General features: G+C 73.8%; 26 protein-coding genes. 16 read left to right on the forward strand and 10 right to left on the reverse strand.

Features of this window, described 5'->3' with window-relative positions:
- Nucleotides 1–10: 10 nt before the first annotated feature.
- The 3 genes from HT134_RS18170 to HT134_RS18180 form a co-directional block, all read right to left on the reverse strand.
- Nucleotides 11–1288: an alpha/beta hydrolase family protein gene (locus HT134_RS18170; protein WP_175601544.1), complete on the reverse strand. Its 1278-nt coding sequence runs from the start codon at nt 1286–1288 to the stop codon at nt 11–13.
- A gap of 138 nt (nt 1289–1426) precedes the next feature.
- Nucleotides 1427–2752 (reverse strand): MFS transporter, encoded by a 1326-nt coding sequence (locus HT134_RS18175; protein WP_175601545.1) that lies wholly within the window; start codon nt 2750–2752, stop codon nt 1427–1429.
- A 166-nt stretch (nt 2753–2918) separates the two neighbouring features.
- Nucleotides 2919–3455, reverse strand: coding sequence for a DUF4142 domain-containing protein (locus HT134_RS18180; RefSeq protein ID WP_175601546.1), 537 nt, complete (start codon nt 3453–3455; stop codon nt 2919–2921).
- A 218-nt stretch (nt 3456–3673) separates the two neighbouring features.
- On the opposite strand from HT134_RS18180, the gene HT134_RS18185 reads away from it, so the two are divergent.
- Nucleotides 3674–5167 (forward strand): mannitol dehydrogenase family protein, encoded by a 1494-nt coding sequence (locus HT134_RS18185; protein ID WP_175601547.1) that lies wholly within the window; start codon nt 3674–3676, stop codon nt 5165–5167.
- Nucleotides 5168–5224: 57 nt separating this feature from the next.
- On the opposite strand, the gene HT134_RS18190 is transcribed toward HT134_RS18185, so the two are convergent.
- Nucleotides 5225–6646, reverse strand: coding sequence for a xylulokinase (locus HT134_RS18190; RefSeq protein ID WP_175601548.1), 1422 nt, complete (start codon nt 6644–6646; stop codon nt 5225–5227).
- Between the two features lie 167 nt (nt 6647–6813).
- Between HT134_RS18190 and HT134_RS18195 the strand changes: the two genes are divergently transcribed.
- From HT134_RS18195 to HT134_RS18230, 8 genes are all read left to right on the forward strand, one after another.
- Nucleotides 6814–8265 (forward strand): extracellular solute-binding protein, encoded by a 1452-nt coding sequence (locus HT134_RS18195; protein WP_312888206.1) that lies wholly within the window; start codon nt 6814–6816, stop codon nt 8263–8265.
- Nucleotides 8266–9198: a carbohydrate ABC transporter permease gene (locus tag HT134_RS18200; RefSeq protein WP_175601550.1), complete on the forward strand. Its 933-nt coding sequence runs from the start codon at nt 8266–8268 to the stop codon at nt 9196–9198.
- Nucleotides 9195–10100, forward strand: coding sequence for a carbohydrate ABC transporter permease (locus HT134_RS18205; RefSeq protein ID WP_175601551.1), 906 nt, complete (start codon nt 9195–9197; stop codon nt 10098–10100). The genes HT134_RS18200 and HT134_RS18205 overlap by 4 nt, the downstream gene beginning before the upstream one ends.
- Before the next feature lie 9 nt (nt 10101–10109).
- On the forward strand, nt 10110–11123 hold the full coding sequence (locus HT134_RS18210) for an NAD(P)-dependent alcohol dehydrogenase (RefSeq protein ID WP_175601552.1): 1014 nt from the start codon (nt 10110–10112) through the stop codon (nt 11121–11123).
- Between the two features lie 4 nt (nt 11124–11127).
- Entirely contained in the window at nt 11128–11982 is an 855-nt protein-coding gene (locus tag HT134_RS18215; RefSeq protein ID WP_175601553.1) for a DeoR/GlpR family DNA-binding transcription regulator, read from the forward strand.
- 19 nt (nt 11983–12001) lie between these two features.
- Entirely contained in the window at nt 12002–13117 is a 1116-nt protein-coding gene (locus HT134_RS18220) for an ABC transporter ATP-binding protein (protein ID WP_175601554.1), read from the forward strand.
- Between the two features lie 83 nt (nt 13118–13200).
- Entirely contained in the window at nt 13201–13671 is a 471-nt protein-coding gene (locus HT134_RS18225; protein ID WP_175601555.1) for a cupin domain-containing protein, read from the forward strand.
- 167 nt (nt 13672–13838) lie between these two features.
- The gene (locus HT134_RS18230) at nt 13839–14411 is read left to right on the forward strand and encodes a hypothetical protein (RefSeq protein ID WP_175601556.1); all 573 of its coding nucleotides are present in this window, start codon (nt 13839–13841) and stop codon (nt 14409–14411) included.
- Nucleotides 14412–14514: 103 nt separating this feature from the next.
- Here the strand turns inward: HT134_RS18230 and HT134_RS18235 are convergent, their stop codons facing one another.
- Nucleotides 14515–15057 (reverse strand): CGNR zinc finger domain-containing protein, encoded by a 543-nt coding sequence (locus HT134_RS18235; RefSeq protein ID WP_175601557.1) that lies wholly within the window; start codon nt 15055–15057, stop codon nt 14515–14517.
- Nucleotides 15058–15145: 88 nt separating this feature from the next.
- On the opposite strand from HT134_RS18235, the gene HT134_RS45700 reads away from it, so the two are divergent.
- A complete protein-coding gene (locus HT134_RS45700; protein ID WP_175601558.1) occupies nt 15146–16540 on the forward strand; it encodes an MFS transporter in 1395 nt (464 codons plus the stop codon).
- Here HT134_RS45700 and HT134_RS18245 read toward each other — a convergent pair.
- Nucleotides 16482–17474: a GlxA family transcriptional regulator gene (locus tag HT134_RS18245; protein WP_175601559.1), complete on the reverse strand. Its 993-nt coding sequence runs from the start codon at nt 17472–17474 to the stop codon at nt 16482–16484. The genes HT134_RS45700 and HT134_RS18245 overlap by 59 nt on opposite strands.
- A gap of 52 nt (nt 17475–17526) precedes the next feature.
- On the opposite strand from HT134_RS18245, the gene HT134_RS18250 reads away from it, so the two are divergent.
- Nucleotides 17527–17925: a cupin domain-containing protein gene (locus HT134_RS18250; protein WP_175601560.1), complete on the forward strand. Its 399-nt coding sequence runs from the start codon at nt 17527–17529 to the stop codon at nt 17923–17925.
- A gap of 6 nt (nt 17926–17931) precedes the next feature.
- Here HT134_RS18250 and HT134_RS18255 read toward each other — a convergent pair whose 3' ends face one another.
- Complete coding sequence (locus HT134_RS18255) at nt 17932–18642, reverse strand: TetR/AcrR family transcriptional regulator (protein ID WP_376768096.1); 711 nt, start codon at nt 18640–18642, stop codon at nt 17932–17934.
- A 95-nt stretch (nt 18643–18737) separates the two neighbouring features.
- On the opposite strand from HT134_RS18255, the gene HT134_RS18260 reads away from it, so the two are divergent.
- A complete protein-coding gene (locus HT134_RS18260) occupies nt 18738–19439 on the forward strand; it encodes an NAD(P)-dependent oxidoreductase (RefSeq protein WP_175601562.1) in 702 nt (233 codons plus the stop codon).
- Between the two features lie 74 nt (nt 19440–19513).
- Here HT134_RS18260 and HT134_RS18265 read toward each other — a convergent pair whose 3' ends face one another.
- Both HT134_RS18265 and HT134_RS18270 read right to left on the reverse strand, forming a co-directional pair.
- Nucleotides 19514–20614 (reverse strand): WD40/YVTN/BNR-like repeat-containing protein, encoded by a 1101-nt coding sequence (locus HT134_RS18265; protein WP_175601563.1) that lies wholly within the window; start codon nt 20612–20614, stop codon nt 19514–19516.
- 55 nt (nt 20615–20669) lie between these two features.
- On the reverse strand, nt 20670–21119 hold the full coding sequence (locus HT134_RS18270) for an Lrp/AsnC family transcriptional regulator (protein WP_175601564.1): 450 nt from the start codon (nt 21117–21119) through the stop codon (nt 20670–20672).
- 80 nt (nt 21120–21199) lie between these two features.
- Here HT134_RS18270 and HT134_RS18275 point away from each other — a divergent pair, with 80 nt between their 5' ends.
- The 4 genes from HT134_RS18275 (at nt 21200) to HT134_RS47665 (ending at nt 24263) form a co-directional block, all read left to right on the forward strand.
- Nucleotides 21200–22087 (forward strand): AzlC family ABC transporter permease, encoded by an 888-nt coding sequence (locus tag HT134_RS18275; protein WP_217707988.1) that lies wholly within the window; start codon nt 21200–21202, stop codon nt 22085–22087.
- Nucleotides 22080–22406: a branched-chain amino acid transport AzlD family protein gene (locus HT134_RS18280; RefSeq protein WP_175601566.1), complete on the forward strand. Its 327-nt coding sequence runs from the start codon at nt 22080–22082 to the stop codon at nt 22404–22406. The genes HT134_RS18275 and HT134_RS18280 overlap by 8 nt, the downstream gene beginning before the upstream one ends.
- Nucleotides 22407–22501: 95 nt before the next feature.
- On the forward strand, nt 22502–23068 hold the full coding sequence (locus tag HT134_RS18285; RefSeq protein ID WP_175601567.1) for a TetR/AcrR family transcriptional regulator: 567 nt from the start codon (nt 22502–22504) through the stop codon (nt 23066–23068).
- 4 nt (nt 23069–23072) lie between these two features.
- Nucleotides 23073–24263 (forward strand): FAD-dependent oxidoreductase, encoded by a 1191-nt coding sequence (locus HT134_RS47665; protein WP_175601568.1) that lies wholly within the window; start codon nt 23073–23075, stop codon nt 24261–24263.
- Nucleotides 24264–24388: 125 nt separating this feature from the next.
- Here the strand turns inward: HT134_RS47665 and speB are convergent, their stop codons facing one another.
- Nucleotides 24389–25438: an agmatinase gene (gene speB / locus HT134_RS18295; protein ID WP_175601569.1), complete on the reverse strand. Its 1050-nt coding sequence runs from the start codon at nt 25436–25438 to the stop codon at nt 24389–24391.
- Between the last annotated feature and the right edge of the window lie 32 nt (nt 25439–25470).

Below are 25470 nucleotides of genomic sequence, written 5' to 3' on the forward strand. Positions count from 1 at the left end.
GGTGGAGACGTCAGGGGACGAGCGTGACCTCCGGGTACGCCCGGCTCGGCCCGTCGAAGAGCGGGGTGCGCCGGCCCCGCAGGTGCAGGTCGAAGAACGCGGCGAGGTAGGCGCGCTGGGCGGCGACCGAGCGCTCCGGGTCGATGGTCCCGATGGTCTCGGCGATGGGCAGGCCCTTCAGCCGGCCGGCGAGCTGGGGGTAGATCGCCTGCAGGTCGAAGAAGGAGAAGTGCTGGGCGCCGGTGAAGCGGGCCTCGCGCTTCCAGCCGGTGGAGGCGTTCCAGAAGGACTTCCAGGTGGGCTCGCTGTCGCGGGTGGTCGTCTGCCCGGCCACCTGGAGGAACGGCCGGGTGACGCCGAGCGTCGCGGCCGGTCCCAGCATGATGCCGTCGAGGTTGGCGCCCGCGTCGACGCGCGGGTCGTCGCGCAGCAGCTGGGCGGCCGTGGCGCCGCCCATGGAGTGGCCGAACGCGCCGACGCGCGACAGGTCCAGCGCGCTGGCCAGCCCGGCGGGCAGCGGTCCGCGCCCGGCGCCGGAGCCGCTCGCGCGGTTCAGCCGCGCCAGCTCGTCCAGGACGAACCTCAGGTCCGCCACCCTGGCCTCCAGGAGGACCTTGAAGAGCTTCGTCTGGTCCTCCTCCGTCTTCACCGGCGGCAGCTCGGAGTGCTCGACCCGGCCGCCCGGGAACTCCACCTGGTCCGGCTCGTGGGTGTGGTCGACGGTGACGACGGCGTAGCCGCGGGCGGCCAGCTCCTCGGCCAGGACGGTGCTGAGCGTGCGCGGGGCCTCGTAGCCCGGCGAGAACAGCACGACCGGCAGCCGGCCCGCGCTCCGGTCGGCGGGGGCCCCGGCGCGGGCGTGCGTCCTGGTCGCGGCCCAGTCCACCTGGCCCGGCTTGACGCCGAGGTCGGAGGCGGTGTCCCGGTCGAAGCCGGCCGCGGCGAGCGGCGGCATCTGCGGCGCCAGGGGGAGGCCGTCCGCGCGCCGGGCGGGGTACCAGACGCTCACCATGAGCTCCCGGTACGGCCGCGAGGTCACCAGCGGGTCGGGCCGGGAACGGTCCACCAGGCGCAGGGCGACGGTGCCGATCGGGCGCCGCACGGTGGGCGCGGGCAGCGAGAACCTGATGGCGTCGGCCGCCGTCGTCCCACCTGCCGTCCGGGCCGCCGACGCCGACGCCGACGCCGGGGCCGCCGACGCCGGGGCGGCCGGCGCGGCCAGGAGGGCGGCGGCGAGCCCCAGCCCGACGGCGACGCGAGCTCCGCGGACGCGCGTGAACGCTGACATGAAGGTCTCCTCGTAGGGGGTCGATGTCCTACGAGGAGCCTTCCAGCGATCTTCACCGTACGGCTCGTGCGCCGGGACGAACCGTGGCTGCCCCTGCGGGTGGACCGCGAACGATCATCAACCCCAGGGTTGAGCCGGTCAGGCCCGGGTGGCGCCGTAGGCCGCGTCGTCCGAGATGTCGATCTTCGACCGGTCGGGCAGCGCCAGCGTGGCCGCGAGCCCGATCACCGCACCGATGATCATGAAGATGGAGATCGCCTGCCAGCCGTGGTCGTGCAGCAGCCACGTCGCGATCAGCGGGGCCGGGCCGCCCGCGACGATCGAGGCGAGCTGGTAGCCGAGCCCCGCGCCGCCGTAGCGCAGGCCGGTCGGGAAGCTCTCGGCGATGAGCGACGCCTGCGGGCCGTACTCCATCGAGTGCTGGAGCTGCACCACGACGATCGTGACGAGGATGATCGCCGCGACGCCGGTGTTCAGCAGCGCGTAGTACGGGAAGGCGATGATCGCGAGCACGATCGCCCCCAGCGCGTAGAGGCGGCGGCGCCCGACGCGGTCGCTGAGATGGCCGAAGTAGGGGATCGCGACCAGCTCGATGGCCGCCGCGCAGGTGACCGCGGCGAAGGCGAACGTCTTCGACATCCCGATGTGCGGCGCGGTGATGTAGGTGATGACGAACGTCGTGAACAGGTAGAACGGCATCTGCTCGGGGATCCGCAGCAGCGCGCTGAGCACGACCTCCTTCGGGTGCCGCTTCAGCACCTCGACCACGGGCAGCTTGGCCACCTGGCGGTTCTGCAGCACCTGCGCGAACAGCGGCGTCTCCATCACCCGCAGCCGCACCCACAGCCCGACGGCCACGAGCACGAGGCTCAGCAGGAACGGCACGCGCCAGCCCCAGTCCTTGAACGCGGGGCCCGACGCGGCCGCCAGCAGCGACATGGCGCCCGTGCCGAGGATGAGGCCGATCGGCACGCCGATCTGCGGCCAGCTCGCCATCAGGCCGCGCCTGCGCTGGTCGCCCCACTCCATGGACAGCAGCACCGACCCGCTCCACTCGCCGCCCACCGCGATGCCCTGCAGGACGCGCAGGACGACGAGCAGGACGGGCGCGGCCACGCCGATGCTGGCGGTGCCCGGCAGCAGGCCGATCAGCGCGCTGGAGACCCCCATCATGACCAGCGTCACGATCAGCGTCGCCTTGCGCCCGATGCGGTCGCCCCAGTGCCCGAAGATGGCGGCGCCGACCGGGCGGGCCAGGAACCCCACCGCGTACGTGGCGAACGCCGACAGCGTGCCCGCGTAGGGCGTGGACTTGGGGAAGAACACCTCGGCGAAGACCGTCGCCGCCGCGGTGCCGTACAGGAAGAAGTCGTACCATTCGATCGCGGTGCCGACGACGCTGGCCGTGGCCGCCTTCCGGATCTGCGATCGACGTTCCTCGGCTGACAGTCTGCTCTCGGCCATCACCGCGCCTCCTCAGGCCGGTCCTCAACGTCCCGTACCCAGGAATGGCGTGGTCAATATACCTTTTGTCGGATCATTGCGACCTGACCGTTTAGCGCGGGACATCGGTGCGCCGGCCCGTCCTCACGCGGCCCGGCGGGACCGGGCCGCGTGAGGGCCGGGGTCCTCACTTCTGGGCCTGCAGCAGTTGGTCCAGGTGCTTGCGGATGACCGGCGCCGCCGCCTGGGCGAGCTCCTTGACCGCCGGCGACGAGCCGTCACGGAGCTCCTGCTCGCCGAGCTGGAGCGCCTGGCGGTGGCCCGCGATCATCGCGGCGAGCCAGGCCCGGTCGAAGGCGTGGCCGTGCAGCCGCGAGATCCGCCTGTGCGCCGCCCGGTCCTTCTTGGCGGGCCGGTCGGGCAGCGAGACGTCCAGGCGGTCGGCCGCGTCCTTCACCGCCTTGTCCAGCCGGGTGTGGTCGGTGACGAGCTCGGCCGCGATCGAGCGGACGGCGTCGTCCGCGCCCTTGACCCGGGCTACCTCACCGGCGATGATCTCGGCGAGGTTGCCCTGGTGGGCCAGCCGAAGGAACTTCCTGTCCTGCTTGGAGACCTCGGCCTGCCCCGACACGGGCGGCCCGCCCAGGGCCGACACAGGCGGTCCGCCGAGCAGGGCCATCGCGGCGACCGTGGCGGCGCCGGCGAACGCGACACGCAGAGACATGACTACCCCCGTACATGAGCGGGACGGCTGACCCGTCCCCCGGGAGCGCTTCCCGGCCGAATACGACATATCCGGATGAAGGCACAGAAAGTAGCTTTGTGCGACTATTCAATTACTTATTGTGACCATTGGGTTGGCGTCGCGGGCACGTTTGAAGCCCCCCGAGCAGGCCATGCTCAGTCTGGAGGCGGAGCGGGGCCGCCGAGGGGGAGTGCGCCATGACCGTGACGGCACTGACACAGTGGACACTCGCGAGCCTGCCACGGGAGGTCGCGGTCCCGGGCTACGACCGCTCGGTGCTCACCGCCGGCATCGTCCACTTCGGCGTGGGCGGCTTCCACCGCGCGCACCAGGCGATGTACCTCGACCGGCTGATGAACGCCGGCCGGGCGCACGACTGGGCGATCTGCGGCGTCGGCGTCCTGCCCGGTGACGCGCGGATGCGCGACGCGCTCACCGCCCAGGACGGCCTCTACACGCTCGTGCTCAAGCACCCGGACGGCACCCGCGAGGCCCGCGTCATCGGCTCGATCATCGACTACCTCTTCGCGCCCGACGACCCGGAGGCGGTGATCGAGAAGATGGCCGGCCCGGCCGTGCGCGTCGTCTCGCTCACCGTCACCGAGGGCGGCTACAACTTCCATCCCGTCACCGGCGAGTTCGACCGGGACAACCCCGCGATCCGCGCCGACGCGGCGCCCGGTGCGGTCCCGGCCACCGTGTTCGGGCTCGTCACCGAGGCGCTGCGCCGCCGGCGCGAGCGCGGGGTCCCGCCGTTCACGATCATGTCCTGCGACAACATCCAGGGCAACGGCGACGTGGCCCGCCGCACGTTCACGGCCTTCGCCCGGCTGCGCGACCCCGCCCTCGCGGACTGGATGGAGGACGAGGTCGCCTTCCCCAACTCCATGGTCGACCGCATCACCCCGGTCACCACGGACGAGGACCGCGAGGCCGTGGCGCGGCTGTTCGGCGTGCGCGACGCCTGGCCGGTGGTCTGCGAGCCGTTCACGCAGTGGGCGCTGGAGGACCGCTTCCCCGCCGGGCGGCCGCCGCTGGAGGAGGCCGGCGTGCAGGTCGTCGCCGACGTCGAGCCGTACGAGCTGATGAAGCTGCGCCTGCTCAACGCCGGGCACCAGGCGCTGTGCTACTTCGGCCATCTCATGGGCCACCGGTACGTCCACGAGGCCGCGCGCGAGCCGGCCATCGCGACGTTCCTCCTCGGCTACATGGACGCCGAGGCCACGCCCACGCTGCGCCCGGTGCCCGGCGTCGACCTGGACGCCTACAAGCGCACCCTCATCGAACGCTTCGCCAACCCCGAGGTGCGCGACACGATCGCCCGGCTGTGCGCCGAGTCGTCGGACCGGATCCCGAAGTGGCTGCTGCCCGTCGTGCGCGAACGGCTCGCCGCGGGCGGCGAGGTCGGCCGGGCGGCGGCCGTGGTCGCGAGCTGGGCCCGCTACGCCGAGGGCGTGGACGAGCGGGGCGAGCCGATCACGGTCGTGGACCGGCTGGCCGACCGGCTGACGGCCATCGCCCGGACCCAGCGCGAACGGCCCACGGCCTTCATCGAGAACCGCGAGCTGTTCGGCGACCTGGCCGACGACAAGCGGTTCGCGGAGCCGTACCTGCGGGCGCTGGCGTCGCTGCACACGCGCGGGGCCCGCGCCACGGTGGAGGAGCTCGCCGAGCGGGGCGAGGTGTCGTAACGCGAACCTGAGGAGCCCGTACCTCTCAGGAGCCCGTACTTCTCAGGAGCCCGTGTCTCAGGCGGGCGGCGGGTCCAGGCGGGCCGCGTAACGGGCGTACTGATGCCGGATGACCGGCCGGTGGTCGGGCGGCGGCTCGGCCGCGACGGACAGCGGCCAGCGCGGGCGCGCCTGCGTCAGCGTCCAGGCCGCCTGGGCGGCGGCCCCGTCCGCGACGTACTCGCCCGGCCTCGGCACCACCACCGGCGGCTCGAACGTCTGGGCGGCGATCCGCTGCACGGCGGCGTTCTGCGCCGCCCCGCCGATGAGCAGCACCCGGTCGGCCTCCACCCCCTGCCCGCGGATGGCGTCGAGGCCGTCGGCCAGGCCGCACAGCATGCCCTCGAAGGCCGCGCGGGCCAGGGCGGGCCGGGTCGCCGACGCCAGCGTCAGGCCGAACAACGTGGCCGTGGCGTCGGGCAGGTTCGGCGTGCGCTCCCCCTCGAAGTACGGCTGGAGCACCACGCCGCCGGCGCCGGGAGGGGCGTCGAGGGCGAGCAGGCCCAGCTCCTCGTGGGTGACGTCGAGCAGGCCCGCCACCGCGTCGAGGACGCGGGCCGCGTTCAGGGTCGCGATCAGCGGCAGGAACTGGCCGGTGGCGTCGGCGAACCCGGCGACGGTGCCCGTCTCGTCCCGCGTCGGACGGCCGGTGACCGCGAAGACGGTGCCGCTCGTGCCGATCGACACGACGACGTCGCCGCTGGCCGCGTCGAGGCCGAGCGCCGCCGCGGCGTTGTCGCCGGCGCCCGGGCCGACGGCGATCGTCGTCCCGGCGACCGTGCCCGCCCGCTCGGCGGGCCCGAGCACCCGCGGCAGCACCGCCTGGTGTCCCAGCGCCAGCTCCAGCAGCTCCTCGTCGTACGCGCCGGTGAACGGGCTCCAGTACGCCGTGCCGCTCGCGTCCGACCGGTCGGTGACCAGCTCACCCAGCTCCGGCCCGAGCGGGCTCGCCCCGGCCGGGCCGTAGCCGCGCAGCCGCCAGGTCAGCCAGTCGTGCGGCAGCGCCACTGCGGCCACCTCGGCGGCGTTGCCCGGCTCGTGGTCGCGCAGCCAGCGCAGCTTGGCCGCGGTGAACGAGGCGACGGGCACCGTGCCGGTCCGCTTGGCGTAGACCCCGGCCCCCACCTCGCGCACGAGGTCACTCGCGGCGCCCGCCGAGCGGGTGTCGTTCCACATCAGTGCCGGACGGACCACGTGACCGGCGGAGTCGAGCGCGATGAGGCCGTGCTGCTGGCCCGCGACCGAGATCGCGGCGACCCCGTCGAGGCTGCCCGCGCGGGCGATCGCCGCCCGCATGGCCTCCCACCAGCGCACGGGATCGACCTCCGTGCCCGGCGGGTGCCCGGCCCGGCCCGAGCGGACCGGCGCGCCGGAGCCGGCGTCCCGGATCACGACCTTGCAGTTCTGGGTCGACGAGTCGACGCCCGCGACGAGTGTCATGGCAGCCCCACTCGCTGAGCCTACGAGGCGGTGACCAGCCAAAACCCACCCGAAAAGCAAAAATCTCATATTAAATGCGAGATAATCTCACATATGCGTTTACATCGGCATTTATGCAAGATAAACCGGCCTCATTGCCCTTGCCTGCCACACCATGGGAGGGGACAGTGGACCGGAACCCGCTCGGACCCAGCAGGCGCGACGTCCTGCGCGGCGCCCTCGCCGCGGGAGCCGCGCTCACCCTCGCCGGCTGCGGCTCGCAGGCCGACGCCCCCCACTCGGTCACCGTGGACCAGTGGCGCCAGTTCAAGGGCGCCACTCTCAACTTCATCTCGGAGAACACCGCCCCGACCGCGGCCATCGCGGCCAACACGCGCCCGTTCACCGACCTGACCGGCATCAGCATCAACATCGTCACCCTGGAGCTGACCGCGCTCGTCCAGCGGGTCGCCCTGGACCTGGCCTCCGGCCACGCCCAGTACCAGGTGATCTACGCCGACCCGTACCAGGTGCTGGCCCCCTACCAGCGGGGACTGGTGGACCTGCGCACCATGCAGGCCGACCCGAACCTGCCCCACCTGCCCGGCGGCGTCGCGGACTTCATCCCCGCCCAGATGGACGCCGCCGGCCGCTTCGTCGACCCGAACGCGTACTACACCCTGCCCTACGACGCCCCGACAATGATCTGGCAGTACCGGCGCGACCTGTTCGACAAGTACCACGACCGCATGGCCAACGACCTCGGCTTCGACCCCACCCCGAGCGGCGAGCGGACCTGGGACGAGTACTACAGGATCGCGAACTGGTTCAACAAGAACGCCGGCTCCGACGTCAAGTACGGCACCGGCCACCAGGCCCGCCAGCACGACTCGCTGATGAACGACTTCAGCAACGTGCTGTGGTCCTACGGCGGCGCCTACTTCGACAACGGCAAGGAGGTCGGCCGGATCGGCTCGCGCGACCCCGGCCCCTGCCGGCTCGACTCCGACGCCGCGATCGCCGGCGCCGAGTTCTACCAGAAGCTGCTGGCCATCGCCGACCCCGCCTCCACCACCTGGGACTGGGACGGCGTCGGCGCCGCGTTCCGCGCCGGCCGGCTGGCGATGTGCCCGAACTGGCACGAGTTCGCCGCCAGCAACGAGCAGGTGATGCCCGGCAGGACCGGGTACTCGCCGCTGCCCAAGGGGCCGGTCGCCACGGCCAACATGTACGGCGGCACCGGCGTCGCCATCAGCGACAACACGCGGCCCCACGAGCGCGGCGCCGCCTGGCTGTTCCTGGTCTGGGCCACCTCGCCCCAGACGCAGCTCGCCAACCTCAAGAGCAAGGCCGGCGGCGGCACCCCCACCCGCACCTCCGTGTACGAGCTGCCGGAGGTGCGCGCCGCGGAGAAGCGGCCCTCGCCGATGCCCAACATGCTCACGGCCGCCGCGGTCCGCCAGGCGTGGGAGCCCGACAAGATCGGCCTGCGGCCCAAGATCCCGATGTGGAACGAGTGCAACACCGCGATCTTCACCCAGCTCTCGCGCATGCTCACCGGCGGGGCCACCCCGCGGGACGCGATGCGCACGATCAAGGCGCGGGTGGACCAGATCGTGGCCCGAGGATGGGTGGCCTAGATGACGCACGCAGCCGACCACTCGCCGGTGCTCGAACGAGCCCGGCCCGAGACCGCCAAGCCCAGGGAGCCGCGCATCGGCTTCGAGGGCGCCATGATGACCCCCGGCCTGATCCTGCTGGCCGCGCTGTCGATCGTGCCGTTCCTCGCCCTGATCGCCATGAGCTTCTCCCACGTCCGGCTGCTCGGCGGGGTGAGCCTCGACCTGGTGGGCCTGCGCAACTGGGCCCGCTTCTTCACCGACGCCGACATGTGGATGTCGTGGCTGCGGACGATCGTCTACTTCGTCCTCACCGTGGGCCTGGAGATGGTCCTCGGCGTGGCCGTCGCGCTGTGCCTGTACCGGGTGCTGCGCGGCCGGAACGTGCTGCTCGGCCTGCTGCTGCTGCCCATGTTCGTGGCGCCGTCGATCGTCGGCCTGCTGGGCCGCTACCTGACCGACTCGACCTTCGGCCTCTACGCGTGGGTGCTGCGCTCGCTCGGCTACAGCGGCGACATCCTGGGCAGCCCGATCAGCGCGTTCGCCGCGGTGGTGTTCATGGACGTGTGGGAGTGGACCCCGCTGATCGCCCTGATCACCCTCGCCGGCCTGGCCAGCGTGCCGCAGTCGGTGCGCGAGGCCGCCGCCGTGGACGGCGCCCCGGGCTGGATGACGCTGCGCTACATCGTGTTCCCGGCGATCTCCAACGTGCTGCTCGTCGCGCTGCTCATCCGCTCCATGGACGCGATCCGGTACTTCGACATCATCTGGGTCACCACCAACGGCGGCCCCGCCGACGCCACCAAGATCGTCCCGGTGCGGCTGTACGAGACCGCGTTCCGCTTCTTCGACCTCGGCTACGCCGCCGCCATCGGACTGGCGATGCTGGCCTTCTCGATCTTCATCGCCCGTACCTTCGTCCGGCTGCTGGACGTGAGGGGGTTGACCCGATGAGCACCACCGAAGCGCCGCCGCGCCACCCGCCGGTGACCGCCGCCCCGCGCGGCACGCCGCAGTCGCCGCTGGAGGAGACCGGGCGCGGCACCCGCTGGGTCGTGTGGCTGGTCCTCGCCCTGTTCATGCTGTGGACGCTGGTCCCGCTGGTGTGGATGCTGATGTCGTCGTTCAAGAACCGCACCGACGTCACCGCGGCCACGCCCCAGGTGGCGTTCCAGCCGACCCTGGACAACTACCGGGGCCTGTTCTCCGGGCCGAACAACCTCACGCCCTACATCTGGCACAGCGTGCTGGCCGCCGGGATCTCCGCGGTGCTGGCCGTCTGCCTGGGCTCGCTCGCCGGGTACGGGCTGGCCCGGACCGCGATGCGCGGCAAGAGGCACCTGGCCTTCTGGATCATCTCGACCCGTATGGCGCCCATCGCGGCGGTCGTGGTGCCGCTGTTCATCATCTTCCGCGGGCTCAACCTCATCGACACGATCCCGGGGCTGGTGCTGGCGTACCTGACGTTCAACCTGCCGTTCGCCATCTGGCTGATGAGCGCGTTCTTCGCCGAGGTGCCGCCGTCGCTGGAGGAGTCGGCGCTGGTCGCCGGCTGCACCCGCTGGCAGGCGTTCTGGACGGTCATCCTGCCGCTGACCAAGGCCGGCCTGGTCACCACGTTCATCCTGTGCCTCGTCTTCGCCTGGAACGACTACGCCTTCGCCGTCGTCTTCTCCGGGCCCAACTCCCAGACGCTGCCCATCGCCGCCTCGCAGCTCGTCACCCAGACGGGCGTCGACTGGGGCCAGCTCACCGCGATCGGCACGATCGTGGTCGTGCCGATGATGCTCGCCGGGCTCGCCGTGCGCCGCTGGCTGGTCACCGGCCTGACCCTCGGCGCCGTCACCGGAGAGTAGGAGCGGGCCATGCGCGCGGCCGTGCTGCACGGAGTGGGCAAGATCCTCCTGGAGGAGCGGCCCCGTCCCGAACCGGGGCACCGCGAGGTGCTCGTCCAGGTCACGTCGGTCGGCACGTGCGGCTCCGACGTGCACTACTACGAGCACGGGCGGATCGGCGACTTCGTCGTGCGCTCGCCGCTGGTGCTCGGCCACGAGCCGGCCGGGATCGTCGTGCAGGCGGGGCCGGGCGCGGACCGCCACCGCACGGGGCAGCGCGTCTCGCTGGAGCCGGGCGTGCCCGACTTCACCTGCGCCCAGTGCCGGGCCGGCCGCTACAACCTCTGCCCGCGCATGCGCTTCTTCGGCACCCCGCCGATCGACGGCGCCTTCACCGAGTACGTCGCCGTCCACGAGGAGTTCGCCCACCCCGTGCCGGACACCGTCTCCGACGACGCCGCCGCGCTGATGGAGCCGCTGTCGGTGGGCGTGTGGGCCTGCCGCAAGGCGCGGGTCGGCCCGGGCACCCGCGTCCTCGTCACCGGGGCCGGCCCGATCGGGCTGCTGTGCCTGCAGGCGGCGCGCGCCTTCGGCGCCACGCAGGTCCTGGTCACCGACGTCAACCCGGCCCGGCTCGCCCGCGCCCGCGAGCTGGGCGCCACCGCGATCCTGGACGCGCGCGCGGAGAGCCTCGCCGACGCCGCCTTCGAGCCCGACGCGCTGCTCGAATGCTCCGGCCACCCGGCCGCGACCGCCGACGCCGTCCGCGCGGTGGCGCGGGCGGGGCGCGTCGTCCTCGTCGGCATGGGCGGCGACGAGATCCCGCTGCCGCTCACGGCCCTGCAGACGCGCGAGCTGGAGGTGACGGGCACCTTCCGCTACGCCAACACCTGGCCGGCCGCCATCGCCCTGGCCGCCGCCGGACGCGTCGAGCTGGACGCCCTGGTCACCGGCCACTTCGGGCTGGACCAGGTCGAGGACGCGCTCACGGCCGGCACGCGCGACCCCGAGCTGGTCAAGGCAGTGGTCCGGCCGCAGGAGTGAGCGCGTGGCCAGGGCCAGGACCACGACCGCCGGTCTGGAGGAGCGCAGGCGGGCGGTGCTGGCCCGCGTGGCGGAGAAGGGGGAGATGGGCATCGCCGAGCTGGCGGAGGAGTTCGGGGTCAGCGTCATGACCATGCACCGCGACCTGGACGCCCTGGCGAGCGGCGCGCTGCTGCGCAAGTCCCGCGGCCGCGCGGCGGCGGTCGCCGCCGTGACCATGGAGGTCGCCCCCGAACTGCGCAGGCGCACGCGGCTGGCGGAGAAGGAGGCGATCGCCGAGGCCGCCCTGCGCGAGCTGCCGCGCCGGGGCGTGCTCCTCATGGACGACTCGACGACGCTGTTCCCGCTGGCCCGGCGGCTCGACGAGCGCGGCGGCTACACCGTGGTGACCAACTCCGTGGGCGTCGCCCGGCTCGTCGCCGCCACCGAGCACAGCCAGGCGATCCTGCTCGGCGGCGACTACCACGGCGTCTTCGACTCGACGACCGGGCCCGAGGTGACCCGCGCCCTGCAGCGCATCCGCGCTGACGTCGCCCTCATGTCGGCGGTCGCGGTCACCGCGGGCCGCCTCTACCACCCGATCCAGGGCTACGCCGCGGTCAAGGAGGCGATGCTCGACGCCGCCCAGGCGCACCTGCTGCTCGTCGACTCCTCCAAGTTCGGGCGGCACGCGCCGTTCAGCCACCGCGACGTGAGCGCGTACGACGTGGTGATCACCGACAGCGGCGTGCCGCGCGACGAGGAGCGGACGCTGCGCAAGCTGGCCGGGCGCCTGCTGCTCGTCGAGGTCGGGCACGGCCGGACGCCGTCCCTGAGCCCGGCGGGCTCCCACGGGGCCTCCTACCGAGGCCCGTACTGATCGTTTGAGGAGAAGAGCGATGGCCAAAGTTCTCTACGACGAGGCGACCCGCGTCTACCCGGGGTCCGAGCGGCCCGCGGTGGACGCCCTCGACCTCGACATCAAGGACGGCGAGTTCCTGGTCCTCGTCGGCCCGTCCGGCTGCGGCAAGTCCACTTCCCTGCGCATGCTCGCCGGGCTCGAACGCGTCGACGGCGGCAGCATCAGCATCGGCGAGCGGGACGTCACGCACCTCGCGCCGCGCGACCGGGACATCGCGATGGTGTTCCAGAACTACGCGCTCTACCCGCACATGACGGTGGCCGACAACATGGGCTTCGCCCTGAGGGTGATGAAGGCGCCCAAGGAGGAGCGCGACCGGCGGGTGCGCGAGGCCGCCCGCCTGCTCGACCTGGAGGAGTTCCTGGACCGCAAGCCCAAGGCGCTGTCCGGCGGCCAGCGGCAGCGCGTGGCGATGGGCCGCGCCATCGTGCGCGAGCCGAAGGTGTTCCTCATGGACGAGCCGCTGTCGAACCTGGACGCCAAACTGCGGGTGCAGACCCGCACGCAGATCGCCGCCCTGCAGCGCCGGCTCGGGGTGACGACGGTGTACGTCACCCACGACCAGGTCGAGGCCATGACGATGGGCGACCGGGTGGCCGTGCTCAAGGACGGCATCCTGCAGCAGGTGGACACGCCGCTGCGGCTCTACCAGCACCCGGCCAACGTCTTCGTCGCCGGCTTCATCGGCTCACCGGCGATGAACCTGGCCGAGTACCGCGTGGAGGGCGAGGAGGCCGTGCTCGGCGACCAGCGGGTCCGGCTCGGCCGCGAGACGCTCCAGGCGCTGCGCAAGGAGGGCGGCGACCGCGTCATCCTCGGCTTCCGGCCCGAGTCGGTCGAGGTGGTCGGCGACGGCGAGGCCGATCCCTCCGCGTTCCCGATCACCGTCACGGTCGTCGAGGAGCTGGGCTCGGACGCCTTCCTGTACGGCCAGTACGCCCACGCCGCCGACCCGGCGCTGGCCGCGCAGACCGTCATCGCGCGCGTCGACCCGAACGCCCCGCCCGGCAAGGGGGACCGGGTCAACCTGCGGATCCTGCCGGGGAAGGAGCGGCTGTTCTCGGCCGTCACGGGCCGCTGCCTGCCGACGTGAGGGCGGTTGACTATCCGGACTGCGGTCCGGTAGCTTCCCGCTGTATCCGGACTGCGGTCCGATTATCGGCAGGAAGGCATGTCATGATCAAGAAGCTCGTGCCGGTCGCCCTGGCCGCCTCGCTGGCCCTCGTGGCGGTGGCGGCGCCCGGCTCGTCCGCCCGGTCCCGGCCCGCGCAGGCGTCCGGCACGGCGTCCGGCGAGGTCGTCTACCACCGCCACGGCAAGGGCGGCTCGCCCTGCGAGGGCCTGGAGGGGTGCACGTTCGTCCAGCTCCAAGGCGACCCGGAGAAGGGCGCCTCGGAGGCGATGTTCACGCTCAAGGCCGGCACGCCGTTCTCCCCGCACTGGCACACCAGCCCCGAACGCGTCGTCGGCGTCTCCGGGGTCATGCTGTGGCACGTGCAGGGGCACAAGACCTACCGCGTCGGCGCGGGCGACTACCTGTCCTATCCGTCGAAGGCCGTCCACTGGGGCAGGTGCGCCCCGGGCGCCGACTGCGTGTACTACGTCCACGACGCGCTGCCCTACGACTTCCACCCCGCCGCACGCTGACGCGGCTCCCGGCCGAGATCGCTCCCGGGCGCGGGGCGGGCGCGCGTGCCGGGCCGGTCGCCCGCTCACCCCGCGGTGTGAAGGGCTTCACCCGCACGGGGGAAGCCCTTCGCCGCGGCTCGGCGGGAGCCTGGTGGCGTCACGGGTGTTCGACGTCGGGAGGGCGTGTGGCTGCTTCGATCCGGGTCCGGGCGGCGGTCTGCCTGCTGCTGTGCGGGCTGGCGCCGTGGGCGGGGGTGAAGACGGTGTGGACTCTCGGCGGCGACGCCCTCGGCGTGGCCGGGGAGGACTGGCTGCGCGGGGTCGAGACGGAGGGGGATGCCGTCTACCGGGCGTTGGCCGCCGCCGGCGTCGATGTGACGGTGCTGGCGGCGCTGCTCGGGGTGTTCCTCGCTCTCGGGCTGGTGCACCGGTGGGGGATGGTCTTCCCGCGGTGGACCCTGTTTCTCGCCGGGCGGCGGGTGCCCGCCTTGCTGCCGCTGGTCCCGGCCTGGGGGGTGGGGCTGTGCCTGGCGGTGTACGGCGTGGTGCTGCTGGCCATGGCGCCGCTCAGCCTGGTCGGGGTGATCGCGCGGTTCACGCCGATGGAGCCCTTCACCAGCAGCGCGGGCGTGACCTGGATGGTCCTGTTCGGCGGGCTGGCCTTCGGCGGGCTCGGGGGCGCTCTGGTCGTGGGCGCGTGGTCCTACGGACGGCGCGTGTCCGCGGCCAAGCGGGCCGCCGCACCGCTCCCGGCGTGACCGCCGCACCGCTCCCGGCATGACCGCCGCACCGCTCCTGGCATGACCGCGGCACCGCTCCCGGCGTGACCGCCGCGCCGCGGCCGGCGTGATCGCGGCGCCGTCAGTGGGTGGTCTTGCCGCGGGCGCGGAAGGCCGCCGCCTTGGCGCGGTTGCCGCAGCCGCGCATGTCGCACCAGCGGCGCGTACGCCGGTGGGAGGTGTCCACGTACAGGCGCGTGCAGGGGGCGGCCTCGCACTCGCGGATCAGCCCCGCCTGCGGCCCGCCCACCAGTTCGGCGGCGGCGCGGGCGGCGGTGGAGAGCGCGGCCCGCAGGTCGCCGCGGCGCTCCAGGCCGTGCTCGCCGAGCAGCACGCCCACGGGCGCCGTCGCGGCGGCCCGGTTGAGCGTCTCCCGGTCGGCCGGGTCGAACGGTGCTCCCGTGCGGGCCGCGGTGGCCAGCCGGTAGATCGCCTCCCGCAGGGCCAGGGCCCCGGCGAGGTCGTCCGCGCTCACCTCCGGCGAGGCGTCGAGAAGGCCGGCGGCAAGCGTCCAGCGGGCCAGGTCGCCGGGCGTGGCCAGCATGTCGATGCGCGCGCCGCGCCGGTGGCCCACGGTGCCGGCCAGGTCGAGCCCCACGTTGCCGCTGACGAAGGTGAAGTCCACCACCCCATGATAACCGGATTGACAGGTTAGTTGTGCCGCTGCCAAGGTTGAGTAACCGCCGATGTGGGTTACTTCTTGGAGGTTGGGGATGGTGGAGGGCGCGCGCCGGTACGGGCCGCGACACCGATGGGTGGTGCTGGCCATCGGAGTGGGGGCGCAGGGCAGCTTCTCGGCGATGTTCTCCGGGATCCCGGTCACCGGGATCGCGATGCGCGCCGGCTACCACCTGTCCACGGGGGCGCTCGGCGCGATCCTGGCCTGTCTGGGTCTGGGCATCGCGGTGTCGGACATCGCCTGGGGGCTGCTCGCCGACCGGTTCGGCGACCGGCGCGTGCTGCTGACCGGGCTGACGGCCACAGGTGCGCTCATGGCCGTCATGGCCGCCGCCGTCACGCCCGGCGACGGGGCGGGCGCGGTGGCGCTCGGCGCGGGACTGCTGCTGGCCGGGGCGCTGGGCGGCAGCGTCAACGGCGCGTCGGGGCGGGCGATCATGACGTGGTTCGCCGCGGGGGAGCGCGGGCTGGCGATGAGCGTGCGGCAGACGGCGATCCCCGTGGGCGGGGCTGTGGGCGTCGCGCTGCTGCCCTGGCTGGCCGGCGCGTACGGCTTCCGCGCCGTCTACGCCGCGCCCGCCGCGCTGTGCCTGCTGGCGGCGGCGGCCACCTGGCGCTGGCTGCACGAGCCGCCCACCTCGCGCGGCCCGGCCGAGGGCGGCGTGCAGGAAGATGGCCGCTCGCCGCTGTCGCGCTTCGACGTCTGGCGGCTGGCCCTGGCCGGGGCCCTGCTCACCGTGCCGCAGTTCGCCGTGCTCTCCTTCACCGCGATCTTCCTGCACGACGTCAAGGGCGAGGGCGCGGCGCTGGCCAGCGCCACCGTCCTGATCGCGCAGCTCGGCGGCGGCGCGGCCCGCGTGTGGACCGGGCGGCGCACCGACCGGGGCGGCGACCGCCGTACGTACATCCGCGGCATCGGCGTCCTCAGCGGCATCGCCATGGCCGGCGCGGCCGTGCTCACCGGCGCGCCCACCCCCGTCGTCGTCGCCGCGCTCGCCCTGGCGGGACTGCTGGCCCAGTCCTGGCACGGCGTGGCCTACACCGAGATCGCCGCCATGGCGGGCGCGTCCAGGGCGGGGACGGCCCTGGGGCTGCTCGGCACGACGGTGTTCGGCACGGGATTCCTCACGCCGCTGCTCATCCCCCTCGTCGTCACCGCCTGGAACTGGGAGACCATGTACGCCCTGGCCGCCGCCGCGCCCCTGCTCGCCGTGCCGCTGGTCCCTGGCAGGGGGATGCCGCCCGGCGGACGGAGGAAGGGCTGGGGCGACGGCGGTGCCACGGGCGCCGAGGCCGGGATCGGCGCGGGCGCGGAGGCCAGGAAGGATGCGGGCGCGGAGGCCGGGATCGGCGCGGGTGCCGAGGCCGGGATCAGCGCCGGCCCGGCGCCGGCTCTGCGCCGAAGCGGCGCCGGTACGCCAGCGGCGTGAGCCCGGTCTCCCGGCGCATCAGCGCGCGCAGGTTGGCGGCGGTGCCCAGGCCGCTGCGCCGCGCGACCGTCTCGAAGCGCGCCTCGCCCAGCTCGATGAGCCGGCAGGCCAGCGCGAGCCGTTCCCCGGTGAGCCAGGCCAGCGGCGTGGTCCCGAGCTGCGCGCGGAAGCGGCGGTGCAGGGTCGCGGGGCTGACCGCGGCGCGGGCGGCGAGGCCGGCCACGGTGAGCGGCTCGTCCAGCCGCTCCTGGGCCCAGGCGAGCAGCGGCGCCAGCGACTCGTCCGGGATGTCGGGCACGGGCCGCTCGACGAACTGCCGCTGACCGCCGTCCCGGTGCGCGGCGAAGACGAGCCGCCGGCTCACGGAGTTGGCGACCTCCGCGCCGTGGTCACGGCGTACCACGTACAGCCCGAGATCGAGCGCGGCCGCGCTGCCCGCGGCGGTGAGGATGTCGCCGTCGTCCACGAACAGCACGTCCGTCTCCAGCCGGACCGACGGGAAGCGGGCCCGGAAGGCGTCGGCCCACTGCCAGTGGGCGGTGGCCCGGCGGCCGTCGAGGACCCCGGCCTCGGCCAGGGTGAAGGCGCCGCTGCAGAAGCCGATCAGGCGGGCCCCGCGCGCGTGGGCCTCGCGGACGGCGTCGAGCACGGCCGGGCGGCGCGGCACCTCGACGTCGGGCCGGTTGGGGACGATGAGGGTGTCCGCCGTGGCCGCCGCCTCCAGCCCGGCGACCCCCGTGAGCGTGAAGAACCCGTCGCGCATCAGCGTGCGCGGCTCGGGGGAGCACAGGCGGAAGTCGTACAGGTCACGCCCGATCTCGGGCCGGCGCAGGCCGAAGACCTCGGTCGCGCAGCCGAGCTCGAAGGGGTTGGAGTTCTGGTCCACGATCACGACCACGCGGTGCGGTGCGGCGTGCGAGGTTTCTTGCGCCATATGCGATTCCTAGCACTCACGCCGGGCGCGGGCCAACCGCCAGGATGGGCCCATGACCACCGAACCCATCGCTCTGAGCAGCGCGCTCGCCTCGTTCGACGCCCTGTGGAGCCCCCGCGTCGTCACCCGCGTCGACGACTACGACGTCCGGGTCGCCAAGGTCGAGGGCGAGCACGTCTGGCACGTCCACGACGAGACCGACGAGTTCTTCCTCGTGCTCGACGGCGAGCTGTCCATCGCCCTGCGCGAGCCCGGCGGGGAACGCACGGTCCGGCTCGCCCGCGGGGCGGTCTTCACGGTTCCCCGCGGCACGGAGCACAAGCCGTCGGCTCCCGGCGGGGCGGCCATCCTCATGTTCGAGCGCACCGGGACGTCCTCGGTGGGCGACCGCCGCGACGGCGCGATCCCCGGCCACGTGGACGCCACGACGGGACACCCGCTCGGCTCCTGAGGCCCGTCACTCCCCGGGGTCGATGCCCAGCGACCGGACGAGCTGGTTCAGCTCCTCCTGGAAGAGCTTGCCGGGGTCGACGGTCTGGGTGCGCAGGTGCCCGTAGATCTCCAGCGACACCAGGCCGTGCAGGTGGCCCCAGATGCGCAGCGCGAGCGCGACACCGGCCGGCGGCAGGTCGGGGAACGCGGGGCGGACCTTGCCGAGCAGCCCGTCGTCGAAGTCCGACCACTGGAAGCCGCTGCGCGCGTGCAGCTGCTCGGCGTGCGGCCAGGCGGCGTCGGCGAGGGCGGCGATCCCCGTGCAGATCCGGTACGCGGCGTCCGGGGCGGCGCCGCCCTCGGGCGCCTCGTAGCCGGGCACCGGATCGCCGTAGATGAGGCGGAACCCCTCGGGATTGGCCAGGGCCCACCCCCGGAACGCCCGCGCCCACGCCTGGATCCGGCCGGCCGGACGCCCGGCGGGGGCTTGGGCCCACGCGGCCTCCACGGTGTCGGCCAGCGCGGTGTACACCTCGTTGATCAGCGTGGTGACCAGGTCGTCGCGGGTGGCGAAGTAGCCGTAGATCGCGTTGGCGGTCATGCCCATCTCGCGGGCGATGGCCCGCAAGGTGATCGCGTCGGGCCCGCCGGAGGCCATCAGCTGGAGCGCGACCCGCTTGATCTCCGCCGTCGTCTCGGCCCGCAGCCGTTCGCGGCGTCCTCCCGTGCTCACCACGCCCATCACTCTACAGCGTCACCGTACTTCATTGCCGTACAAAAACTTCACGGCGTATAGTCTCCTCACGCCACGCAGACAACAAGGGGAGACTTATGCACATCGGCATCATCGGAGCCACGGGCGGCATCGGAAGCCGTGTCGTCACCGAAGCCCTGGAGCGGGGGCATCACGTCACCGCGCTCACCCGCGACGCCACCGGGATCGAGGAGGAGAGGGAGAACATCGTCTGGAGGACCGTCGACGTCCTCGACGCCGGGAGCATCGCCGCGGTCCTGCCCGGACTGGACGTGCTGATCAGCGGGTACCAGCCCGGCAACGCCGCCCGCGACTTCGCCGACACCGTGTCGCGCTCGATCGCCGACCCCACGGTCTACGCCACCGCGGCCCGGGCGCTGCTCAAGGCGCTGGAGAGTCATCCCCGGACCCGCCTGATCGTGATCGGCGGCGCCGGCAGCCTGGAGATCGAGCCCGGCCTCACGCGAGCGGACTCCGACGAGCTCCTGCACGCCAGCCTCGACCAGCTCGGCCTGCCCCGGGAGTACGCCGCCGCCGTGCGCGGGCACCGGGACGCCCTGAACGTCCTGCGCACGTCCAACCGGCTGTGGACCTACTTCAGCCCGGCCGAGGAGATCCTGCCCGGCCGGCGCACCGGCCGGTTCAGGGTCGGCGGCGACCAGCCCGTCCTGGACGCCGAAGGGCGCAGCCGGATCTCCTTCGAGGACGCCGCCGTCGCCCTCGTCGAGGAGGCGGAGCTGCCCCGCTTCGTCCAGCGGCGCTTCACCGCCGGCTACTGAACGGGGCGCGGGCCGCCGTCGGCTACTGAACCGGGCGTGGGCCGCCGTCCGGGAGGACCGCGGGAAGGCGCGGGTCAGGGCCGCCGCAGGGCGAGGCGGGCGACGCGGCCGTTCTCCCCGGACGCCCAGCAGGACAGGTCGGGCGTGCACGAGACGGTGTCGAAGGAGCCCGTGTCGAACGTCCGCCACGTCCTGCCGCCCGTGAGCGTCACGTCGCTGCCGGAGGGGCCGACCGCGATGGCCGCGAACGGCAGGTGCGGCACCCACGTGACGCCCGACCGGTAGGCGGGAGGCGGCGTGGCGGCGCCGCGCCAGGTGGCGCCGCCGTCGTCGCTGAGCGCGCCCGCCGCCGGCGACGGCTGGCCGGTACGGTAGTCGCCGCCCACGGCCAGGCCCTGGCGCCGGTCGCGGAAGGCCAGCGCGAACACCCCGCGTGCCGGGTCGCCCGCCGGGATCGGGGTGTCGGCCACGGTCCAGGTGCGTCCGCGGTCGGCGGAGTGGAAGACGCGGGAGCGCTCGGCGCCGCCGGAGGCCAGCCAGGCGTCCCGGCCGCCCGCCGTGACCAGGCATTGGCCGCTCGCGGCGAAACCGGCCTCGCCGGGCAGCGCCTCGGGCATGCCGGCCGGCGGCAGCACCTGCCAGCTCCGGCCGCCGTCCTCGGTGGCGAGGATCCGGAACCGGCCGTCGACGGGGTCGCTCATGGCCAGCCCGTGCCGCGCGTCGAAGAAGGCCATGCAGTCGTAGAACGCCTTCGGCTCGTCGTTCCTGAACGTCTCGGTCCAGGTGCGTCCGGCGTCGTCGGTCCGGTAGACGCGCGAGTCGCCGCCCTCGCCGATCGACAGCACCACGGCGCGGCGCGCGTCGAACGCCTCCACGTCCCGGAACTGCAGCGTCTCCGTGCCGGGCGGTGAAACCCGCTCCCACGTGCGCCCGCCGTCGGCGGTGCGCAGCACGGCGCCCTCGCTGCCGGAGGCCCAGGCGACGTCCCGGCTGACGGGGGACAGGCCGCGCAGCCGGGCGGTCACCCCCGTCGGCCGCAGCTCCCAGCCGAGCGAGAGCCCCTCGGCGTCGAGGGCGGAGCCGGGCTCGGGGGCGGGGTCGTCGGCGTGGGCGGGCAGGGGGGCGGCGAGCACGCAGGCCGCCGCGAGCGCCGACAGCGCGATACGAAGCATCATGCGGGGCAACGTAGCAGGCGGTTTCGGGGGTGTTGATGAGCTTTGCGAGGCTGCCTCATCGGGCCTCTCGGCCGGATTTGATGTTCTTCATGGTGAAGTGCGAGTTGATGTTCCTCACCCGTGGGATGGTCATGACGTACCGGCTGAGGAAGGCCTCGTAGGCGGCCAGGTCGGCGACGGCCACGCGGGCGAAGTAGTCGGGGCTGCCGAACAGCCGCCGCAGCTCCAGCACCTCCTCGGCGCGCGCCAGTGTCTGCTCGAAGTAGGCGACCGTCTCGGCGTCCTGGGAGTCCAGGGTGAGGTCGACCAGCACCTCGAACGAGCGGCCCACGGCGGCCGGGTCCACCACGGCCCGGTAGCCGCGGATGACGCCCTCGGCCTCCAGCCGCTGCACCCGCCGCAGGCACGGCCCGGGCGTGAGCCCCACACGATGGGCGAGTTCGACGTTGGTCAGCCGCCCGTCGCGCTCCAGCTCGGAGATGATTGCTCTGTCCAGCGCGTCCACGCCACAAAGATTGCCGTACGGGCGGGCTGCTGAGCAATTTTCGCAACCAAATGGCGGGGATTTTGCGGGACCATAGGGGTGTGCAAACCGACATTTCACCCCAGATCGCCGCGCCGGCTCCCAGCCCGGCGCCGGTCACCCGGCGGCAGCAGATCGCCGCGGGGGTGCGCGACTCCTTCTCGGCGGGGCTGGGGATCTTCCCGCTGGGCATCGCCCTCGGCCTGCTGGTCCTCCAGGCCGGCCTGCCCGCGTGGTTCGCCCCCGCCCTGTCCGTGGCCGCGTTCGCCGGCAGCATGGAACTGCTGCTCGTGGGCATGGTCGCCGCCGCGACGCCGCTCGCCGCGGTCGCGCTGACCGTCCTGGTGGTCAACTTCCGGCACGTCTTCTACGCCTTCTCCTTCCCGCTGCACCTCGTCCGCGGCCGGCTGGCGAAGACGTACTCCGTGTACGCGATGATCGACGAGGCGTACGCCGTCAGCGCCTCGCTGCCCGAGTCGCAGCGCTCGGCCCCCCGCCTGCTGGCGATGCAGATCGCCAGCCAGGCCTACTGGGTGGGCGGCGGCCTCGTCGGCGTCGCCGTCGGCTCGGCCCTGCCCGCGCCGGTCAAGGGCCTGGAGTTCTCCCTGTGCGCCCTGTTCACCGTGCTCACCCTGGACGCGTTCCGCTCCCGCGAGGACATCCCGTCGGTGGTGCTCGCCGGGGCGAGCGTGACGCTCGCGCTCGTCCTCACTCCGCCGATCGCCCTGTTCACCGCGTTGCTGCTGTTCGTGGCCCTGCTGCTGGCCCGTCACGCCCTCATCGCCCGCCGCGCCGCGGCCGGCCGCGGCTCCACCGGCCGCCACGCCGCCCCGCGGACCGCGTCCCACGTGGCGACGACGGAGACCGCGTCCCGCGCCACGACGGAGACCGCGTCCCGCGCCATGACGGAGACCGCCTCCCGCGCCGCCACGGAGACCGTCGATGCCTAGCGCCGCCTACCTCGCCGCCGTCCTCGCGATCGCCTGCGGCATCACCTTCGCCCTGCGCGCCGTCCCCTTCGCCGTGCTGCGCACGCTGCGCACGTCGGCGATCGTGCGGCGGCTGGCGCTGTGGATGCCGGTGGGCATCCTCGGCATCCTCGCCGTGACCTCACTGCGCGGCGCGATCGCCGCCGAACCGCACACGACGCTGTACGCGCTGCTCGCGGTCGCCGTCACCGCGGGCGTCCACCTCCTCTCCGGGCGCCGGACGATCCTCAGCGTCGGCATCGGCACCACCGTGTACGTCCTCCTCGTCAACCTCCTCTGAGGGCCCCGGTTCCGGATGATCGCCTGGCGTGCTAGCGTTTTGGGCAAACGTCCAAGACGCTCACCCAAGGCGTACGTCCAGAAAAGGAGCCGGGCATGGGAGAGGCGGCGGCGATCCGCGGCGAGGCGACCCGCCGGCGGCTGCTGGAGGCGGCCGTGCCCCTCATCGGGGAGGCCGGCTGGCACGCCGTGACGACCCGGATGGTCGCCCAGCGGGCCGGGGTCGCGCCGGGCGTGGTGCACTACCACTTCGCCTCGGTGACCGACCTGCTGATCGCGGCGTCGGCCGGCTTCACGCGCGCGATGCTCGACCGGTTCGTCCGCGAGCTGGCCGAGCGGCCCGACCTGGACGCCGGGCTGGACTGGATGCTGGCCGAGATGGCGCGCTACGACGGCGCCGACCCCGCCTCGCTGCTCGTCGCGGAGACCTACCTCGCGGCGAGCCGGATCCCCCGGCTGCGCGACGAGTTCGCCGAGCTGGTGGCCGACTTCCGCGCGAGGCTGGCCGGCTGGCTGGCGGACCACGGCGCCGCCGACCCCGAGGCGGCCGCCACCGTCCTCGGCGCGGCGGTCGACGGCCTCATCCTGCACCGCGGCCTCGATCCCCGGCTCGACCTCGCCGCCCTGGCCCGGCCCTTGCGGAGCATGCTGCGAAAGGAGTGACGCGGTGCGAGCCCTCATCTGCGGCGCCGGCATCGCCGGTCTCACCCTGGCCTGGCACCTGGAACGCGCGGGCTGGCGGGTGGAGGTGGTCGAACGCGCGCCCGCCTTCCGCGACGGCGGCTACATGATCGACTTCTACGGGCCCGGCCAGGAGGTGGCCGCCCGCATGGGCCTGACCGGCCGGCTGGAGGAGGCCCGCCACCCGATCGACGAGCTGAGCTACCTCGACCGCCACGGGCGGGTGACCAGCCGCCTGACCACGCCCCCCGCGTTCCGGAGCGTCGTCAGCCTGCTCCGCGGCGACCTGGCGCGGATCATCCACGACGCCACCGCCGCGCCGATCTGCTACGGCACCAGCGTGGCCGGGGTCGAGCAGGGCGGCGACGGCGTCACGGTCACCCTCACCGACGGCACCGCCACGGAGGTGGACCTGCTGGTCGGCGCGGACGGAGCGCACTCCCGCGTCCGCGACCTCGCCTTCGGCGACGGGGCCACCGGAAGCGCGCCTTCTCCGCGGTACCTGGGGCACCATGTCGCCGCCTGCCTGCTCAGGGACGCGGACCTCAGCCGGGAGGTGGGCCGGCGGTACCGGATGCTCACCGTGCCGGGCCTCATGGCGGGGGCGTACGCGCTGGGCGACGACCGGCTCGCCCTGCTGTTCCTGCGCCGCGAGCCCGACCCCGCCCTGCCCGCCGACCCGGCCGCCGTCCTGCGCGAGCGCTACGGCGGCCTCGGCTGGATCCTGCCCGGCGCGCTGCGCGCCATCCCGGACGAGCTGTACTACGACCAGGTCACGCAGGTCGTCCTGGACCGCTGGAGCGCCGGCCGGGTGGTGCTGCTGGGCGACGCCTGCCAGGCCGTGTCGCTGTTCGCGGGGCACGGGGCGTCCATGGCGATGGCCGCCGCCCGGGTCCTCGCCGACGAGCTGACCGGCTCCGCGGGTGAGGGCGTGCCCGCGGCCCTGGCCCGCTACGAGGCGCGCATGCGGCCGGTGATCGAGGACGTCCAGGCGTTCGGCCGCCGCTTCGTCGAGTGGATGGCGCCCTCCAGCGGCCTGCGCATCACCGCGCGCGACTGGCTGATCCGGCTGGCCGCCCTGCCCGGCGCGGACCGGCTGTTCCTGCGCTCGATGAGCCCGTCCGGCCACCGCCTCATCACCGGCGGCCCGGAGCGGCCGGTCGCCGGACGCCGCTGACGCCTCGCCCGCGCGTCCGCACCCTCCCTCGGGCGGGGCCTGCGCTCTGCCCTCCGCCCGAGGGTCCGTACCCGCCCTCAGACGCGCCGGCGCTCGGCTCCCTGCCCGAGGGTCCGTACCCGCCCTCAGGCGCGCCGGCGCTCGGCTCCTCGTCCCTTGCCGTAGCGGCTGAGCAGCGGCCGGCCGCGGTCCCGCCGCTCCAGCCGTCCGTCGCGTTCGGCGCGCTGCCGGGCGATGCCCGACAGCGCCTCCAGGACCACCCGGCCCCCGAGCATCGCGGTCACGTCGGCGTGGTCGTGGTCCGGCGCGACCTCGACCACCTCGACGCCGACGACGGGCAGCTCGTACGACAGCCGGCGCACCGCGTCCAGCAGCTCCCGGGAGGTCAGCCCGCCCGGCTCCGGCGTGCCCGTCCCCGGGGCCATCCCGGGGTCGACGACGTCGATGTCCACCGACAGGTAGACGCCGTCGCAGTCGTCCAGGGCGGTCCGCGACGCCTCGGTCAGGCACTCGTCCAGGCCGCGCTCCACGATCTCGGTCATCTCGTACGAGCGCATGCCCTGGTCGGCCATCCAGTCGAGGGTCTCGGGGCCCGGCCAGTAGCCGCGCAGCCCGATCTGGAGGAACCGGTCGCCGCGCGCCGCGCCCGACTCGATGAGCCGGCGCATGGGCTGGCCGTGCGCGATGAGCGAGCCGTACGAGCTGTCGCCGGTGTCGGCGTGCGCGTCGAAGTGCAGCACGGAGACGCGTCCCCAGCCGACGGCGCGGGCGACGCCGGTGACGTCGGGCAGGGCGATCGAGTGGTCTCCGCCCAGCACCACCGGGATCCTGCCCGCCGCCGCGACGGTGTGCACGGCCCGCTCCAGCGCCGCGTGGGAGCGCTCGGCGTCACCGCTGAACATCATGACGTCGCCGGCGTCCTTGACGCGCAGGTCGAGCAGGCCGTCCACGTCCAGGGCCAGGGACGGGCGGGCGCCGTCGTGGCCGAGGTAGCACGCCTGGCGCATGGCCGAGGGCCCGAAGCGGGCGCCCGCCCGGTAGGTGGTCCCGCCGTCGAACGGGGCGCCCAGCACGACGGCCTGGGCGTCGTCCCAGGTGCCGGGCTCGTCCAGGTCGCAGGCGGGCACGCCGAGGAAGGTGAGGTCGGGGCCGTACATCGCGCCATAACGGGTCATCGGCTGCAGATCCTTCGAAAGAGGAGGTGGTC

This window comes from Nonomuraea rhodomycinica, assembly GCF_013363995.1.
In the GTDB taxonomy this organism is placed as follows: Bacteria; Actinomycetota; Actinomycetes; order Streptosporangiales; family Streptosporangiaceae; genus Nonomuraea; species Nonomuraea rhodomycinica.